Below are 14402 nucleotides of genomic sequence, written 5' to 3' on the forward strand. Positions count from 1 at the left end.
GTTTTGGTAGGTTGGCTGGGTCATGCTTACATGCAACCTTCTGCCTCGCGCAGCACCATTCGGCGTGGTGGCCAGAAAGCGCGTGGTTGGCAAGTTTCTATTACTTCAGGAACCCTGGAAATAACAGTTTAAGTGGCGCCGAATTTTGTAGCCTGAGAGCGCCGGTTTTCATGCGGCTTTGGCGAGCGAAGCGACGACAAACAGCCGACACCCAAATCGCACCCAACACTTACGCTGGACACAAACGTAAGTAACCCCAAAAGGCCCCCCTGTCTCATCACATATTTGCTATACTAGGGTTAACTACAATTTGGGAAACTAGGTGTACAAGTCCATGGTTGAATTTAGTTACTACCTCATGTTATCGATATTCTTTATGCTTGGTTATACCATGCTGTTTCAGCAATTATTCCGGGTATCGCAACGACGGTTGATCAAGCGCCACTGGCTGCAACGGTCACAGCTTGAATTACCAGCGGCCCTCTTTACCTGCTTAGTCGTTTTAGTGTTACGGGTCTTTTCACAACAGCTTACCGGGCGGGTCTACTGGTTTTTGATCAACTTACATTTTTCAGTGATCAACTACACCGCGTGATGGTTGAATCGTCATTGAGTCTACTCCTGATCTCAATCGTTGCGTTCATCCTCCTCGCTAGTACCGGTGCCATGTTTAGTCCTTGGAGTTGGCTATTTTTCGTTCTTGTCATTTTAGTCCTCTACGTTCAACATCTCCGGATTCGTCAATTCGACCGGCACCCCGTTCTTTACTGGATCCTGCCATCGCTAATGGGCCCCGCCATCTGGATTCCACTTTACCTTGTGGCAGGTCACGCTTGGCTCATGACGCCTAGCGCGATATTTAGCCTTTGCTTTAACTACGTTGCCAACATGCTACTTGCTTTTTGGTACACCCTCCAACTTCACCGCGAGCGGCAATTGAACTCTAAGTTCGCACAAGCTGCGCGGTATGATGACCTCACCGGCTTTCAAAACTGGAACGCCTTTCGAAACGACTTTGAATCGGCCTTTCGTCGGGTCAGCGTGACCGCCCCACTAACGGTCGCAACCATCGATATTGATTGGTTCAAACAACTCAACGATCAATATGGTCGGTCAACGGGTAACCAGATTCTGGTAACTTTAACCCATAACCTGAACGAGGCGCTGGCTGCCAGCGGACTTGATTACCGCTGTTACCGAACCGGCGGCGAAGAGTTAACGGTGTTGCTGTCAAATACCACGTTATCGCAGGCAACCCCGGTGCTAGAAGCCTGGCACCATGCCATTCGCGACTTAACGATCGTCGTCAATGGGGTTGCCATTAAACTGACCGTTTCACTCGGACTGACTCAAGTTCGACCCGAGGATCGCAACGCAACGACCACTTTCCAGCGTGCTGACTGGAACCTTTACGAATCTAAGCACGCCGGTCGGGATAAACTAACTGCGATTTAACTACCTATAAGGAGGCCTTCTCGTGCTCATCTGGTCCGCATTTTACCTCTTCATCACCCTCTTCTTCATGCTGGTTTTTTTAGCACTGTCCCAACAGGTCATTCACGTGACACGCCAAAATCTCGTTGATCACCATCAACTCCGGTTGGCTTGGTTAGAATTACCGGCTGTAATCATCTCACTGGTGGTCATGTTGGTGTTGCGGGGCATTAGTCTCTATCCCAACAACCTGAATCTCTGGCTGCTCATGAATCTACAGTTGCTGGTGATGATGTACAGCGTTACGTTATTTAAATCCAACCTTAGCTACGGTCTGCTCGCCATCGGTGCTTTTTTAAGTTTCGGCACGCTAAATTTGATGGGCGTCGTTCTCATGGCCTGATCTTTTTAGTTTGTTTAGGCGTCTTATTCTTACCGGATATGATTCCCGTTCCCGATAACCATTTGCGAGAATTCCAAATTATCATGATCATCCTCATTGGGGTTTCTTTCTGGTTGTCAGTCAAACGCCTGTCACCTACAATTTCTTGGTGGCAAACGCTGACGATGATGGTTAGCTTTATCGTTGTTGCGATTGCGGACTTGGTGTACTACCTTGCGACTCGTCAGGAGCACTCCAACAGTCTCATGATTGCGCAACATACCCGCTACGACAGCCTGACCAGCCTCAAAAACTGGAGCGCCTTCCGGGAAGAATTTGATGACGCCTTCGCCGCGGCATCAACCTCATCGTTGGTGGTCGCGACGTTGGACATCGATGCCTTTAAAGACATCAACGATCACTACGGTCACTTAGTTGGTAACCGGGCACTGATTGCGGTGGCGAACACTTTATCAACAACGTTAAAGCCGTACCACTTCGACCAACACCTTTATCGAACTGGTGGCGAAGAGTTCAGCATTATCTTCCCAAGAACCAGCATCAATATCGCCGAGCACATCTGTGAAGATTGTCAGGAAAGCATCCGCAACCTAGAACTCCACGAAGAAGCCGGCACCCTCCGCCTAACAGCAGCCATCGGCCTAACTTGCAAGTGGGGCCAAGATCATGATGCAACGATCACGTTCCAGCGGGCGGGCCATTATGCGAGCCGGGCTAATCCGGGAGAGTTGACGGAAGACTAGAGCGTGAGGAGAAGCGGTTAGAAGGTTCCGGAATGACTATTTCATAGTAACTAAACTCCGGAACAGCTAAGCTGAAATAACGCCGAAACAAACGTTGCCTAAACGCACGTCGCCAGTACCACTCAATTAACGACAACAACCAAACAACCACAAAAAAGCGTCCAGCCAAACTTCCCACCGAAGTCTAGCCGGACGCTTTTCCCACGCCAACAAAAACTGCGCCTTTGCCCAGCAACAGCGCCGGCAAACAGCCCGCCACTTCCCCAAAACAAAAAAACAAGCCCACCAGCCTCACGCCAGCAAACTTGCTTTCAATAACTTGTATTTCAAACCAACGCCCTACCGCGTTGCTTCCACCGAACCCGGCACCGCATCTTCTTCAACCCAATTCCAGTGTACCCACTCAAAATTGAGAAGACTGGTGACAGTAAACTGAAGAAACAGAATGGCAAGAACGCCAACGTCGAAACGCCCAGCGTCCCAGCTGCAAACGAACTGGCAACGCCCCAAGGTACTAAGTAGTTGATAACGGTCCCGCCATCTTCAAGTACCCGGCTCAGCGCCAAGTTATCCAACCCGTGGTCGTTAAACGGCTTTTTAAATGCCTTTCCTGGCAAAATCGTTGAGAGGTACTGTTCCCCAACGAAGAGGTTCACGGCGATTCCGCCAAGAATACCGGCAGTTACCAAATCGCCGTTCCGGTGTAGCCGGGCAACTAGTGGCTGCATGGCGATTTGAATCAGGTCGAATTTCATCAACAAACCACCCAACGCAAGCGTCATAATGATCAGTGAGACCGTTGACATCATGGAGGTGATCCCACCACGACTCAACAGCGCGTCAACGGCTTGGTTGCCGGTGTGTGACACGTAACCGGATTCCATCATCGTAACCAGCCCTTTAACTGGTGTATGTGGGTTGTGAATGAAAATCATCACGACCGCAATCGCAATGTTGATCAATAAAGTTGCAATGGCTGGAATCTTCAAGAATGCGCAAACGAACATCACGATGATTGGCAAAGCCGCCCACCAACTAATCACAAAGTGGCTGTTTAACACGTTAACCGTCGTGCTGACCTTCGCTAACGCGTTGCCGTCAGCCGCATTGTGACCTAAGATGGCGTACAGGATCAATGACACCAAGAACGCTGGAATCGTCGACCACATCAGGTTCTTAATGTGTTTGAACAAATCCGCATCCGCAATCGCTGACGCCAAGTTGGTTGAATCAGACAGTGGTGACGTCTTATCCCCAAAAATAGCGCCAGAAATAATTGCCCCAGCAACCAACGCTGGGTTTAAATTCATCGTGGCCCCCATTCCAAACAGGGCGATCCCAACCGTTGAAATCGTAGTAAAGGCACTCCCGATAGACGTCCCGATCAACGCACACACGAGGAAGACCGATGGCACAAACCACTGGACGCTCAACATGTTGAAGCCGGCCACCATCAATGATGGAATGATGCCAGCAGCGATCCAAACACTAATCAGCACCCCGATTAAAATAAAGATGAATAATGGCACAATCCCGGTGGTGACCCCTTCCGTGATTCCTTTATGGATATCATCCCATGAGAACCGCTTGATTTTGGCCCAGAGAATGACGATCGCAATGACCAGTAAAACCGGAATTTGAGGACTGATACCGAAACCGATAACGCCGACTCCCATGACGACTAGCATCATGAGGAGGACCATGATGGCTTCCCAGAATTTGACTTTGACTTGTTTTTGCATGTTTGCTCGCTCCTTTTTTTGACGAATGGGTTTTTGGTTTGAATTATTTCATTGATGGAAAGTATGATTGCTCGCTACTGCTACCGTGCCGAAACGCGTTCCGAGAAGCAGAGAGTTGCACCTAAGGTCTTCCGACTAAAAGGCCAGGCCCAGGTCTTTCAGCCGGAGACTCACTACTCTTACCGTGCCGAAACGCGTTCCGAGAAGCAGAGAGTTGCACCTAAGGACCTCCGGCTCCACTCTCTAACCGCTTCCTTCCACGCTCTGTACAAAAAATCGCCCCCGCCACGTCAATTACGACGTAACAGGGACGATTGGAACAAACCGTGGTACCACCCAGCTTAGGCGCACAACGACGCCTCACTCACTAGATGATAACGGTTCTAGTTATTCTCCGATGGCTTGAACACCGTATTTGGCTAAATAACCCTGATCGGTTCGCAGCAACCACCGACTTCCTGACGCTCAGATTATTCGCTACTTGAGTTAGCGTTCAATGTGTAGGGGTATAGTAGCATTAAGTTTGGTTGATTGTCAAGCACAAGTGTTATCTTAAAATAACGTCTTTATTTTCCCCGGTTTTATTAAAGTTATTCTATCCAAATACCGTTCACAAACTTATAATAAAATTATCCACACTTTCAAAAATTGTACATAACCCTTCATCCTCAAAGGAGCCTCTCATGCAACGTATTCTTAAAGGAACTATTGATCAACTTATTTTATTTGCCTTAGTAATCGCCCTCGTTGGTGCGTTACTATCCACTAATTTCCAGAACCTGACGCAATTTAATTTAGGTCTTGGTGTCGTCGTTATCATTGGTTTGCTGCTCGCTATTCTTCCCAAAGTTCGAACGACCATTGCAGGCTGGCTCAAGCATCTCAACACAATCTGGGCTGCCGCAATTCTAATCATCGCTTACCAACTAACACTGATTTTAAACCTTTCCGCTCAATTCGGCTACGATGGCTGGGTGGTCATGCAAACGGCAATGGGCAAAGCGAACTACTACTACTTTACCGTTAATCCGAATAACTTAGGGTTACTCAGCTTTGAACGTGGCCTTTACCTTCTCAGTCACGCATTAGGCGCCACTAACTTTCTTCTCGTACTCAACTTCGCCAATTTGATTCTCGTTGACGTGGCGATTTTGCTGCTAACGCTGACACTTCGACAACATCTCAACCGAAAATTTCTCTGGATTGCAGTCCCGTTTTGTTTCTTATTAGGCCCTTGGCTCATCGTTTTCTATACTGACTTAGCGGTGCTACCATTTCTGGCAGGCCAACTGTGGGCGCTTCATTTCCTCATCACCAAATTAACGACCACTTCACGCCGTTCTTTAATTGGCGTCAGCATCGTATTCGGTCTCTGCACCTACATGGCCTACCATCTGAAACCAAGTGCCTTTATTTTAACAATTGCCATCATTATTGAATTGCTGATTGCACTCATCAGCAATAAAACCATCGTCAAAAACCGACAACTGTGGCTTTCACTAGCCATTATTTTCGTGAGTTTTGGTCTTGCTATCGGCGTTAACCAATATTGGATCGGTCATCAAAACTTGGCCGCAGTCAATAAAAATACTGCCATGCAACCGACCCACTTTCTAATGATCGGTCTCAACCCTAAATCTGGCGGGACTTTTTCAGACGAGGATTACCGTTACAGCCTTAGTTATCACACTGCGGCCAGCCAAAACCGTGCTAATTTAGCACGAACAAAACAACGGTTAGCCGATATGGGACCCGTCAAGGTCGCCCAATTCCTGATTGGTAAAAACTACCGCAACACTAGCGATGGTTCTTTAGGTTGGACCAACGATACTCAATTTTCGAAATGGCCATCCCTCGAGCACCATAAATTCGTTCGCTCATTCTTCTACTTGTACGGATCTCGTCGAGCGGTCTACTTCGTTGCGGCTCAACTCGTTTGGGTAAGTATCCTGATTGGTGCTTTATTTAGTTTCCTAGATCGATCCCTGTTCGCCAGAATTTTACGACTCGCAACCTTTGGCATTTTACTGTTCTTGCTGATATTTGAAGGTGGTCGTTCACGGTACCTGATTCAGGCCTTACCGATGATTTTCAGCCTCTCAGTCATCGGTTGGACTAAATTAAAAGCCACACTTAGAGAACGCCAAGTTTTCAGTTTTGATTGGACTCAATTTCAAACTACTCTACGTCGTTTAATTCTTGGTCAATCTTAACCGACAGTCTGATTGGAGGACACTATGCAACGTGTTTTAAAAACTACCCTTAACGTTATCATTCTATTTTTTCTATTGATCACCCTAGCTGGTGCGTTTGCGTCTAAAAACCTTAACGGCCAGCTTCTTGGCATTATTGGCGTCATCGTTGTCGTACTCGGTTACTTAACTTATCTGTTTCGCCACCGCCTAACAACGTTCCCTAAGCTACCCCTTGGCGCGAAAAAAGTGCTCACATCACCTTGGCTCTGGGGTGGGCTCGTTGTCATCTATCAGCTGGCCATTCTCATCTGCCTTGCAACTGATACTGGGTTTGATACAGGTATTCTCAAATGGGCAGCTTCTAGTCAAGAAATTGATCCGGAAACCTACCTTGCCAATTATTTTTCAAACTACCCCAACAACCTTGTTTTAATGTTTGTTGAGCGCTGGATTTTTAAATCCGTGGGTATGGCACACTTTACGATAACTCTTGATGCCATCAATCTGGTATTCATCGATACCGCGGTTATCTTACTCGCCATTTTTCTTAAGCGTCATCTCAAGGCAACTCATGTCCAAGCACTAGTCCCACTATTATTCGTGTTGTCCCCTTGGTTACTGCTGTTCTACTCTGACACGACCGTCCTTCCCTTCGTCGCCGGAATACTGGTTCTATTAGACCTACTCATTTCGCGCATTACAACTCACCCCACAGTCGGTTGGATACTGGTTCTCGGCGGCGGTTTAGGCATCGTCAGTTGGCTGGCGTACGCCTTAAAACCAACCGCAGTTATTTTATTGATTGCTGCAGTCATTGAACTCATTATCTACCTGTTAAAAAACACCGCTAAAATCAAGTATCAACACCTAGCATTCGCCATTATTGCGTGCGGGCTCACTTTCGGCATCTGCAAGGTGGGAATCAGTACTTCGTCAAACACCAGACGTTTGTCCCGTTAAATACCAATCTCAAAATGCTCCCCTCGCACTTCATCATGATGGGAATGAATAAGGATTCCAACGGTGGTTACTCCCAAGACGACTTCACTTACAGTGCCAAGCAACCCACTTCAAAGGCGCAACAAGCTGCCAACATGAAGCAAATCAAGCAACGCCTCAGTGACTTTGGCGTCGTCGGTTATCTCAGCTTTCTCGTCCACAAAAACTACTTAAACACCAATGATGGGACCCTTGGTTGGTTAAACGAAGGTGACTTTTTCTCTAAACCAAAGTTCAATCACTATGAATTTTTACGGTCCTTCTTCTACACTTATGGATCGCGCTTACGCTACTACCAAACCTTTTCACAGTTAATTTGGCTTGGTGTCCTCATCGGCGTTCTCTTTAGTTTTATCGATGGCTCCTTTATTGCCCGCGTTTTACGCCTTACTGTTTTGGGCATGTTGCTGTACCTGCTGTTATTCGAAGGTGGCCGGGCGCGATACATTATCCAGTTCATGCCAATCATCTACAGCCTAGCCGTTATCGGTTGGCACCACTTCATCGCGTTAACAAAAGAACACCCATTTTTGAAGCTAAATTTAAATCAGTGGTTTGGCCAATCTAAATCATAACGAATACCACTTAATTGATGACAAAATATCAGTCCCACCCGACACCCTCAACTAGGCTGTTAGGTGGGACTGATTATTTCTCTATTCTGTGCCCCTTGTCCCACCCAGCCATTTCCGCTAAAATAGGACTAACATTAACCTTGTCAGCGCTACCAGCCGGCAACCTAAACTCACACAAAGGACTGATCACTTGTCACACAAAACCAAGTGGCGTACGATTTCGATCGCCATTTACATTATCTTTGTCATCGTTGCCGTTAGCCTGAAACTATTGACCCCCGCTCGAGTGGGCCTATCTTGGAGTATCTTCTGGTACATTGCCGTTGCGGGCTTTTTATACTACTTCTACTTCAAAAACGTGGCCTATCAAGAGGTCATCTACTACGCACGTGAACTTCACTTGAGCCGTAGCGACTTAGAAGCCATCGTGCCGGACCGAAAAAATACGGCTGAAGTCCCTGACCCAGACCACCCCAACATCTTCAGTCCACTGGTTCAGGTACCGCTGGAAATCATTAATAAACTCACAACCGAACTCGAAAAACGGGCCAAAGATGCCCAAGTAACGCCGTTCAAATAATCTCGTGTTCACCCGATTCCGCCCAATACCTTGGAGGTGCGTCTGATGTCGCCTGATCGTCACTGGTTACTCAAATTGAAGCGCAAAGCCGGCTGATTCGAGGGCTGGCACTGCTGGTTGCCGTGATGGCGGTGATTTTATTTGTGCAGCATCAATTGATTAGAGGAATTTTAGCCTTAGTGGTTAGTGGTGCTGGGTTGTGGTTAGCTTGGTGGTTGAAGCGGTTGTTGCGGGAAATGAAATGATGCTTAAAACAGGTGTCCTTGGCGGGAATGAGTCTCGCTGAGGGCACCTGTTTTTTGGGTTATTTGGGATTTTAGTTGTTGCGGGTTGCTGTGTGGTAGTGGCGACGTGCGTTGCTGTTACGTTGATTTCGGCGCCACTTGACCTGTTCATTTCGTTTTTTAGCAATATCCCGAGTTTGCTGACGTTACTGCGTTTCGGCAACCACGCCGAAACGTGCTCCGCTCTCAAACCGTTTCGTTCCGCACTCTATGCTCTACTCCCATAAGTCATCGACTTCTTCAACCAAGCCAAATTCTGCGGATCCGGTCCCACCCGCTTGCCTTGGTCCAGCTTTGCAATTGCCTGCATCTCGTCTTCATCCAAACCAAAGGCAAAGATGTCGCGGTTTTGGGCAACTCGTTCTTCGTGAATTGACTTTGGAATCACGACTTCTTCGCGTTGAATGTGCCAGCGGAGGATGGCTTGTGCTGGGGTCACATTGTGTGCCGCTGCGATTTTAGCAATCACTGGGTCGCCTAGCGCGTTGTTCTTACCGCCACCTAATGGGCTCCAAGCTTCGTGCTGAATGCCCTGACTTTCCAAGTAGGCGTGGAGTTCCGTCTGCTGGAAGTAAGGGTGGGTTTCGATTTGGTCGATCATGGGTTTGATTTCCGTTTGGCTCATCAGGTCTTCGAGTTGGTTTTGCTCGAAGTTAGACACGCCAATGTTTTTGATCTTACCCTCGCGGTACAGGTCTTCCATGGCCTTCCAGGTGTCAACGTAACCCGGTGCTGGCCAGTGGATCAGGAGTAAATCAAGGTAATCGAGGCCTAACCGCGCCATTGATTCGCCAAAGGCCTGCTTGGTTTCATCGTAACCCCGCACGTTATTCCACAATTTAGTGGTCACAAATAGCTCACTGCGGTCCAAGCCGCTTTCCTTGATGGCTTCACCCACCCACTGCTCGTTACCGTAGTAGGCCGCCGTATCAATGTGCCGGTAACCGGCTGCCAGCGCCCACTTAATTGAATTTTTCGTATCTTCCGCGTTATCGACTTGGAACACCCCTAACCCAAGTTGGGGAATCGTGTTACCGTTCGCTAACGGAATCTGAGGAATATCATTATGCATCTTAATCATCCACCTTTCACTGTGTTATGTACTACTTCGTTCATCGAGCTTAAACGGAATGAACTCACTAGCCGGCGCGGTTGTCGGCGTCAACAAGTGGGTCATCCCGCGCTGCCCCATTTCGTAAAATGCCTGGGTAATGCTAGTCAACTGTGGCCGTACAATTTTAACCAGTTCAGTACCATCAATACTCATGATGGCCAACTGTTCCGGCACCTTCAAACCAAAGTTCTGCGCTTGATTCAACACCCCAATCGCCGCCATATCACTGGTGCCAATCACGGCCGTCACGTCCGGTTCAGCACCAAATTCAGCCATCGCGTTAAACCCATCCTGATACGTAAACAACCCCGGTTTGATCCAGTCATCGCTCACGGTCAACTGTGCCGCCTTCATGGCATCCCGATAACCGGCAACCCGTTGCTGACCAATGTAGGAATTCACGTCCATCGCCACCAACCCAATTCGCTGGTGGCCTTTTTTGATCAGGTAGTCAGTTGCCTGATAACCGATCTGATAGTCATCCGACGCGGTAAAAGCGAGTTTATCGCCCTTAAACGACGTTGACAGGTACCGGTGCGGGATCCGCGAATTTTCCAGCAACGCTAAATTGGCATCCGTTAATTGAACCGCCAGCACCAAGATGCCCATCACCGAGCGACCGATCAACGTCCGCAACGCCCGGGTCTGCAGATCACCTTCGTCTTCAGCGTATAAAATCATCACACTGAGATCGTGTTTAAACGCCACTGACTGGATGCCTTCAATGATCTGATTAGAGAAGTTAGTCTTGGTACTCGACACGATCACGCCAATCACCTGACTCTTTTGGGTCACTAATTCCACGGCACTGGTATTTTTCCGGTAGCCTAGTCGATCAGCAGCTTCGCGAACCCGCGCTGCCGTCTTGTCAGAGTAGAACCCGGCCTTGTTAGCGAGCACGCGTGAAACCGTCGCAATCGAGACATCGGCCTCAGCCGCAACGTCCTTAATGGTGACTGTCATCACAAACCCTCCTTTCACAAAATACTTGATAGTCTCTATTTTAGCATAGTTTCGCCTTTTAATTTACGTAAACGTTTGTGTTATTGATAACTAGCCATTGTAAACGTTTGCGTAAATTCAAATAACGTGTTAGACTCTGTTTTGTAATCGGTTACAATTAAGTTTAAGGAGGCGTTCCCAATGAACGCAAAACCCATTAGTCAGGCTGACGAGGTTCCCGACCGCCCAACAGCCCATTCTGGTTTACCGACACTCAAATTATCAACCATTTTCGCCATGACCTTCGGCTTCTTCGGCGTCAACATGGCCTTTTCACTCCAATCGTCACAGATGAGCCGAATCTTCTCAACCATCGGCGCTAACCCCAACAAGCTCGGCTGGTTCTTCATCCTACCACCGTTAGCGGGCATGGTCGTTCAACCTTGATTGGCAAATACTCCGACCAAACCTGGAACCGGTTCGGTCGCCGGATGCCCTACTTACTCATCGGCGCGCCAGTTGCCGCGTTAGTCATGATTCTCTTACCCAACGCCGGTTCCTTTGGCTTTGGTTTCGGGTCGCTTGCAGCCCTATTATTTGGTGCAATTGCTATTTTATTCATGGACCTTTCGTCCAACGTCTGCATGCAACCCTTCAAGATGATCATCGGCGACATGGTCAACGAAGACCAAAAGGACCTCGCTTGGTCGTGGCAACAATCATTCTTTAACTTCGGTGGCGTGTTGGCAACCCTCGCGCCATTCATTTTAGCCGCAATTGGGATCGCCAACGTGGCCCCCAAGGGTGAAGTCCCAATGACCGTCAAACTGGCCTTCTACATTGGCGCCGCCATTCTGTTGATCACCGCCGGCTACACGATTTGGTCGGTTCACGAATACGATCCAGCAACTTATGCAGCCTACCACAACATTGACACTACGATTCAAAAACCACAACCGAGTTTGTGGCAACTCGTTAAAACCGCGCCGAAGTCCTTCTGGGAAATCTCCTTCGTTCAGCTCTTCGTCTGGTTTGCGATTCAGTACCTCTGGACTTACGGCACCGGTGCAATTGCCTTCAACGTTTGGCATACCAGCACGCCATCATCTGCTGGTTACCAAGCGGCTGGCAACTGGTTTGGCATTTTAACCTGCGTTGAATCGCTGGCTGCCATGGCTTGGGGCTTGTTGGTCCTGTCCCGCACCAACCATCATCACGGAAACTGTGGTACCGAGTTGGCTTGGGCGCTGGTGGCGTTGGCTTGATTTCAATTTTCTTCATTCACAGCCAACTACTACTGATCATCCCGTTCATTTTGATTGGCATCGCCTACCTCACCCTGCAGGTACAACCATTCTCCATCTTCACGGAATCCCTGCACGGTGAAAACGAAGGCGCTATCTAGCCTGTTCAACTGCAGTATTTGCCTGCCCCAAATCGTGGCTTCGCTCTTTAGTTTCTGGCTGTTCCCATTGCTTGGTCAATCGATGCCGCACATGATTTTAGTGGCCGGCGCCGTGATGTTGCTTGGGGCAGTGGCCGTTGGGTTGATCCACCCACGCTTATCATAAATGCGGTACACTTAACTTAGAATTCATCAGGAGGCTATTTCAAATGACAAAACGTTGGTTTCAAGATTCAGTAATCTATCAGGTTTATCCCCGCAGTTTTCAAGACAGTAATCACGATGGTATCGGTGATTTAAACGGCATCAAGAGCCGCTTAGACTACCTCAAAAAGCTCGGTGTCGACGTGCTGTGCTCTGCCCAATTTACAAATCCCCCGATAAAGATAACGGCTATGATATCGCCGACTACGAAGCGATTCAACCGGCTTATGGCTCAATGGCTGACTTCGATGCGCTATTGGCTAGTCTGCACGAAAAGGGCATGAAACTGTTGATGGACTTAGTGGTCAACCACACCTCCGACCAACACAAGTGGTTCCAGGAAAGTAAGAAGTCTAAGGACAACCCCTACGCCGACTACTACATCTGGCGCGATCCCGTTGACGGTCACGCCCCCAACAACTGGGTTCCTACTTCAGTGGCTCAACTTGGACCTACGTACCTGAACGTGGCCAGTACTACTTGCACCTATTTGCGCCGGGCCAACCTGATTTGAACTGGGCTAACCCTGACGTCCGCCAAAGTGTCTATTCATTGATGCGCTTCTGGTTGGACAAGGGTGTTGACGGCTTCCGGATGGACGTGATCAACCTGATTTCGAAACCAGACGGCTTACCAGACGCCCCTCAAGCACCAGGTGCTGAGTACGGCGATGTCCAAGCAGTGGTTGCCGATGGTCCAAAGCTCAACGACTACCTTCAAGAAATGAATCGTGAAGTATTATCTAAATACGACGTGATGACGGTCGGCGAAATGCCAGGCTCAACGCCAGAAGATGCCATTAAATACACCAACTTGGACGGCAGCGAACTCAACATGGTCTTCCAGTTCGAACACGTTTCCCTATCGCCTAACCCAGACGCCCGCTTCGGCAAGTGGAACGATCAACCAGTGAAGCTCCCCGAATTAAAGCAGGCCCTCGGTCGCTGGCAGACTGCGCTAGACGGCAAAGGCTGGAACAGCCTCTACTGGAATAACCACGACCAACCACGCGCCGTTTCTCGCTTCGCTACGGATGATGAACGTTACCGGGTTCGCACAGCCAAGATGCTGGGCACCACGCTGCATTTGCTACAAGGCAGCCCCTACGTTTATGAAGGCGAAGAACTTGGTATGACCAACGTACACTACACCAGCTTGGATCAGTACGAGGATCTCGAATCTCTGAACGCGTACCACCAATTCGTTGACGAGGAAAAGGCCGTCTCCGCTGACCAAATGCTGCGGTGGCTCTCGCCAATTTCTCGGGACAACGCCCGGACGCCAATGCAATGGGATGACACCGCCAACGCCGGCTTCACCGATGGCAAACCATGGTTCGCGTTGAACCCGAACTACCCAACCATCAACGCTAAGGCTGCGTTAGCTGATCCTGATTCCGTCTTCTACTACTACCAGAAGTTAATCGCCATTCGTCACCAAAGCGACCTTATCAAGTTCGGTGATTTCGAACTCTTAGACGCCGATGACGCTGAAGTCTTCGCCTACCGTCGTCACTATAACGGCCAGACGTTGCTGGTCATCAGCAACTTCACGAGCGACACACTCAACCGCCATTACGACCGCCCTAGCGAGGCTAAGGTATTAGTCGGTAACTATGATGATGACGCTGGCGAGACGTTACGACCTTATGAAACTAAGGTTTATCAGTATTGAGTTTTAGCTTAAGGACCGCTGATTAGCGGTCTTTTTTGCTGTCGATTGTGTCCAGCGACAGTGTTCGCTGCTTGTAAAGTTTGGCCTCGTTAGCGCGTTAATCATGGG

12 protein-coding genes and 2 pseudogenes are annotated in these 14402 nt (G+C 48.8%); 11 read left to right on the forward strand and 3 right to left on the reverse strand.

Annotated elements, in window-relative coordinates:
• Positions 1–334 precede the first annotated feature (334 nt).
• The 4 genes from JCM2765_RS13695 to JCM2765_RS13710 all read left to right on the forward strand — a co-directional run bounded on the left by JCM2765_RS13695 (position 335) and on the right by JCM2765_RS13710 (position 2580).
• Positions 335–595 carry a hypothetical protein gene (locus JCM2765_RS13695; RefSeq protein ID WP_054737214.1) on the forward strand — a complete coding sequence of 87 codons (261 nt, stop codon included), beginning with the start codon at positions 335–337 and terminating at the stop codon, positions 593–595.
• Between the two features lie 14 nt (positions 596–609).
• The gene (locus JCM2765_RS13700) at positions 610–1455 is read left to right on the forward strand and encodes a GGDEF domain-containing protein (RefSeq protein WP_054737215.1); all 846 of its coding nucleotides are present in this window, start codon (positions 610–612) and stop codon (positions 1453–1455) included.
• Positions 1456–1477: 22 nt separating this feature from the next.
• The gene (locus JCM2765_RS13705; protein ID WP_054737216.1) at positions 1478–1837 is read left to right on the forward strand and encodes a hypothetical protein; all 360 of its coding nucleotides are present in this window, start codon (positions 1478–1480) and stop codon (positions 1835–1837) included.
• Between the two features lie 113 nt (positions 1838–1950).
• Positions 1951–2580, forward strand: a complete 630-nt coding sequence (locus JCM2765_RS13710; RefSeq protein WP_162231423.1) for a GGDEF domain-containing protein — start codon at positions 1951–1953, stop codon at positions 2578–2580.
• A 326-nt stretch (positions 2581–2906) separates the two neighbouring features.
• Here JCM2765_RS13710 and nhaC read toward each other — a convergent pair whose 3' ends face one another.
• The gene (gene nhaC / locus JCM2765_RS13715) at positions 2907–4322 is read right to left on the reverse strand and encodes a Na+/H+ antiporter NhaC (RefSeq protein ID WP_054737218.1); all 1416 of its coding nucleotides are present in this window, start codon (positions 4320–4322) and stop codon (positions 2907–2909) included.
• Positions 4323–5005: 683 nt separating this feature from the next.
• Here nhaC and JCM2765_RS13720 point away from each other — a divergent pair.
• The 4 genes from JCM2765_RS13720 (at position 5006) to JCM2765_RS13735 (ending at position 8671) form a co-directional block, all read left to right on the forward strand.
• Complete coding sequence (locus tag JCM2765_RS13720) at positions 5006–6535, forward strand: glycosyltransferase-like membrane protein (protein ID WP_054737219.1); 1530 nt, start codon at positions 5006–5008, stop codon at positions 6533–6535.
• A gap of 24 nt (positions 6536–6559) precedes the next feature.
• Positions 6560–7477 carry a glycosyltransferase-like membrane protein gene (locus JCM2765_RS13725; protein ID WP_054737220.1) on the forward strand — a complete coding sequence of 306 codons (918 nt, stop codon included), beginning with the start codon at positions 6560–6562 and terminating at the stop codon, positions 7475–7477.
• A 14-nt stretch (positions 7478–7491) separates the two neighbouring features.
• Positions 7492–8091, forward strand: coding sequence for a glycosyltransferase-like membrane protein (locus JCM2765_RS13730; RefSeq protein WP_500797378.1), 600 nt, complete (start codon positions 7492–7494; stop codon positions 8089–8091).
• Positions 8092–8281: 190 nt separating this feature from the next.
• On the forward strand, positions 8282–8671 hold the full coding sequence (locus JCM2765_RS13735; RefSeq protein WP_054737222.1) for a hypothetical protein: 390 nt from the start codon (positions 8282–8284) through the stop codon (positions 8669–8671).
• Positions 8672–9163: 492 nt separating this feature from the next.
• Here the strand turns inward: JCM2765_RS13735 and JCM2765_RS13740 are convergent, their stop codons facing one another.
• A complete protein-coding gene (locus JCM2765_RS13740; RefSeq protein WP_054737223.1) occupies positions 9164–10027 on the reverse strand; it encodes an aldo/keto reductase in 864 nt (287 codons plus the stop codon).
• Positions 10028–10051: 24 nt separating this feature from the next.
• Positions 10052–11032, reverse strand: a complete 981-nt coding sequence (locus JCM2765_RS13745; protein ID WP_054737224.1) for a LacI family DNA-binding transcriptional regulator — start codon at positions 11030–11032, stop codon at positions 10052–10054.
• Positions 11033–11308: 276 nt separating this feature from the next.
• On the opposite strand from JCM2765_RS13745, the pseudogene JCM2765_RS13750 reads away from it, so the two are divergent.
• The 3 genes and pseudogenes from JCM2765_RS13750 (at position 11309) to JCM2765_RS18830 (ending at position 14294) form a co-directional block, all read left to right on the forward strand.
• Positions 11309–12582, forward strand: a pseudogene (locus JCM2765_RS13750) (SLC45 family MFS transporter).
• Between the two features lie 43 nt (positions 12583–12625).
• The gene (locus JCM2765_RS19305) at positions 12626–12904 is read left to right on the forward strand and encodes an alpha-amylase family glycosyl hydrolase (protein ID WP_439646175.1); all 279 of its coding nucleotides are present in this window, start codon (positions 12626–12628) and stop codon (positions 12902–12904) included.
• Positions 12817–14294 (forward strand): annotated as a pseudogene (locus JCM2765_RS18830) (glycoside hydrolase family 13 protein). Before JCM2765_RS19305 ends, JCM2765_RS18830 begins: the two are co-directional and overlap by 88 nt.
• Positions 14295–14402: the final 108 nt, after the last annotated feature.

Origin of the sequence: Secundilactobacillus similis DSM 23365 = JCM 2765 (assembly GCF_001311075.1) — a bacterium.
GTDB lineage: Bacteria > Bacillota > Bacilli > Lactobacillales > Lactobacillaceae > Secundilactobacillus > Secundilactobacillus similis.

What these genes read in the sequence shown, in the direction of transcription:
- JCM2765_RS13740 (WP_054737223.1), bottom strand. Translation starts at nt 10,027, where the DNA reads ATGCATAATGATATTCCTCAGATTCCGTTAGCGAACGGTAACACGATT.
- JCM2765_RS13725 (WP_054737220.1), top strand. Translation starts at nt 6,560, where the DNA reads ATGCAACGTGTTTTAAAAACTACCCTTAACGTTATCATTCTATTTTTT.
- JCM2765_RS13695 (WP_054737214.1), top strand. Translation starts at nt 335, where the DNA reads ATGGTTGAATTTAGTTACTACCTCATGTTATCGATATTCTTTATGCTT.
- JCM2765_RS13730 (WP_500797378.1), top strand. Translation starts at nt 7,492, where the DNA reads ATGCTCCCCTCGCACTTCATCATGATGGGAATGAATAAGGATTCCAAC.
- JCM2765_RS13745 (WP_054737224.1), bottom strand. Translation starts at nt 11,032, where the DNA reads ATGACAGTCACCATTAAGGACGTTGCGGCTGAGGCCGATGTCTCGATT.
- JCM2765_RS19305 (WP_439646175.1), top strand. Translation starts at nt 12,626, where the DNA reads ATGACAAAACGTTGGTTTCAAGATTCAGTAATCTATCAGGTTTATCCC.
- JCM2765_RS13720 (WP_054737219.1), top strand. Translation starts at nt 5,006, where the DNA reads ATGCAACGTATTCTTAAAGGAACTATTGATCAACTTATTTTATTTGCC.
- nhaC (WP_054737218.1), bottom strand. Translation starts at nt 4,322, where the DNA reads ATGCAAAAACAAGTCAAAGTCAAATTCTGGGAAGCCATCATGGTCCTC.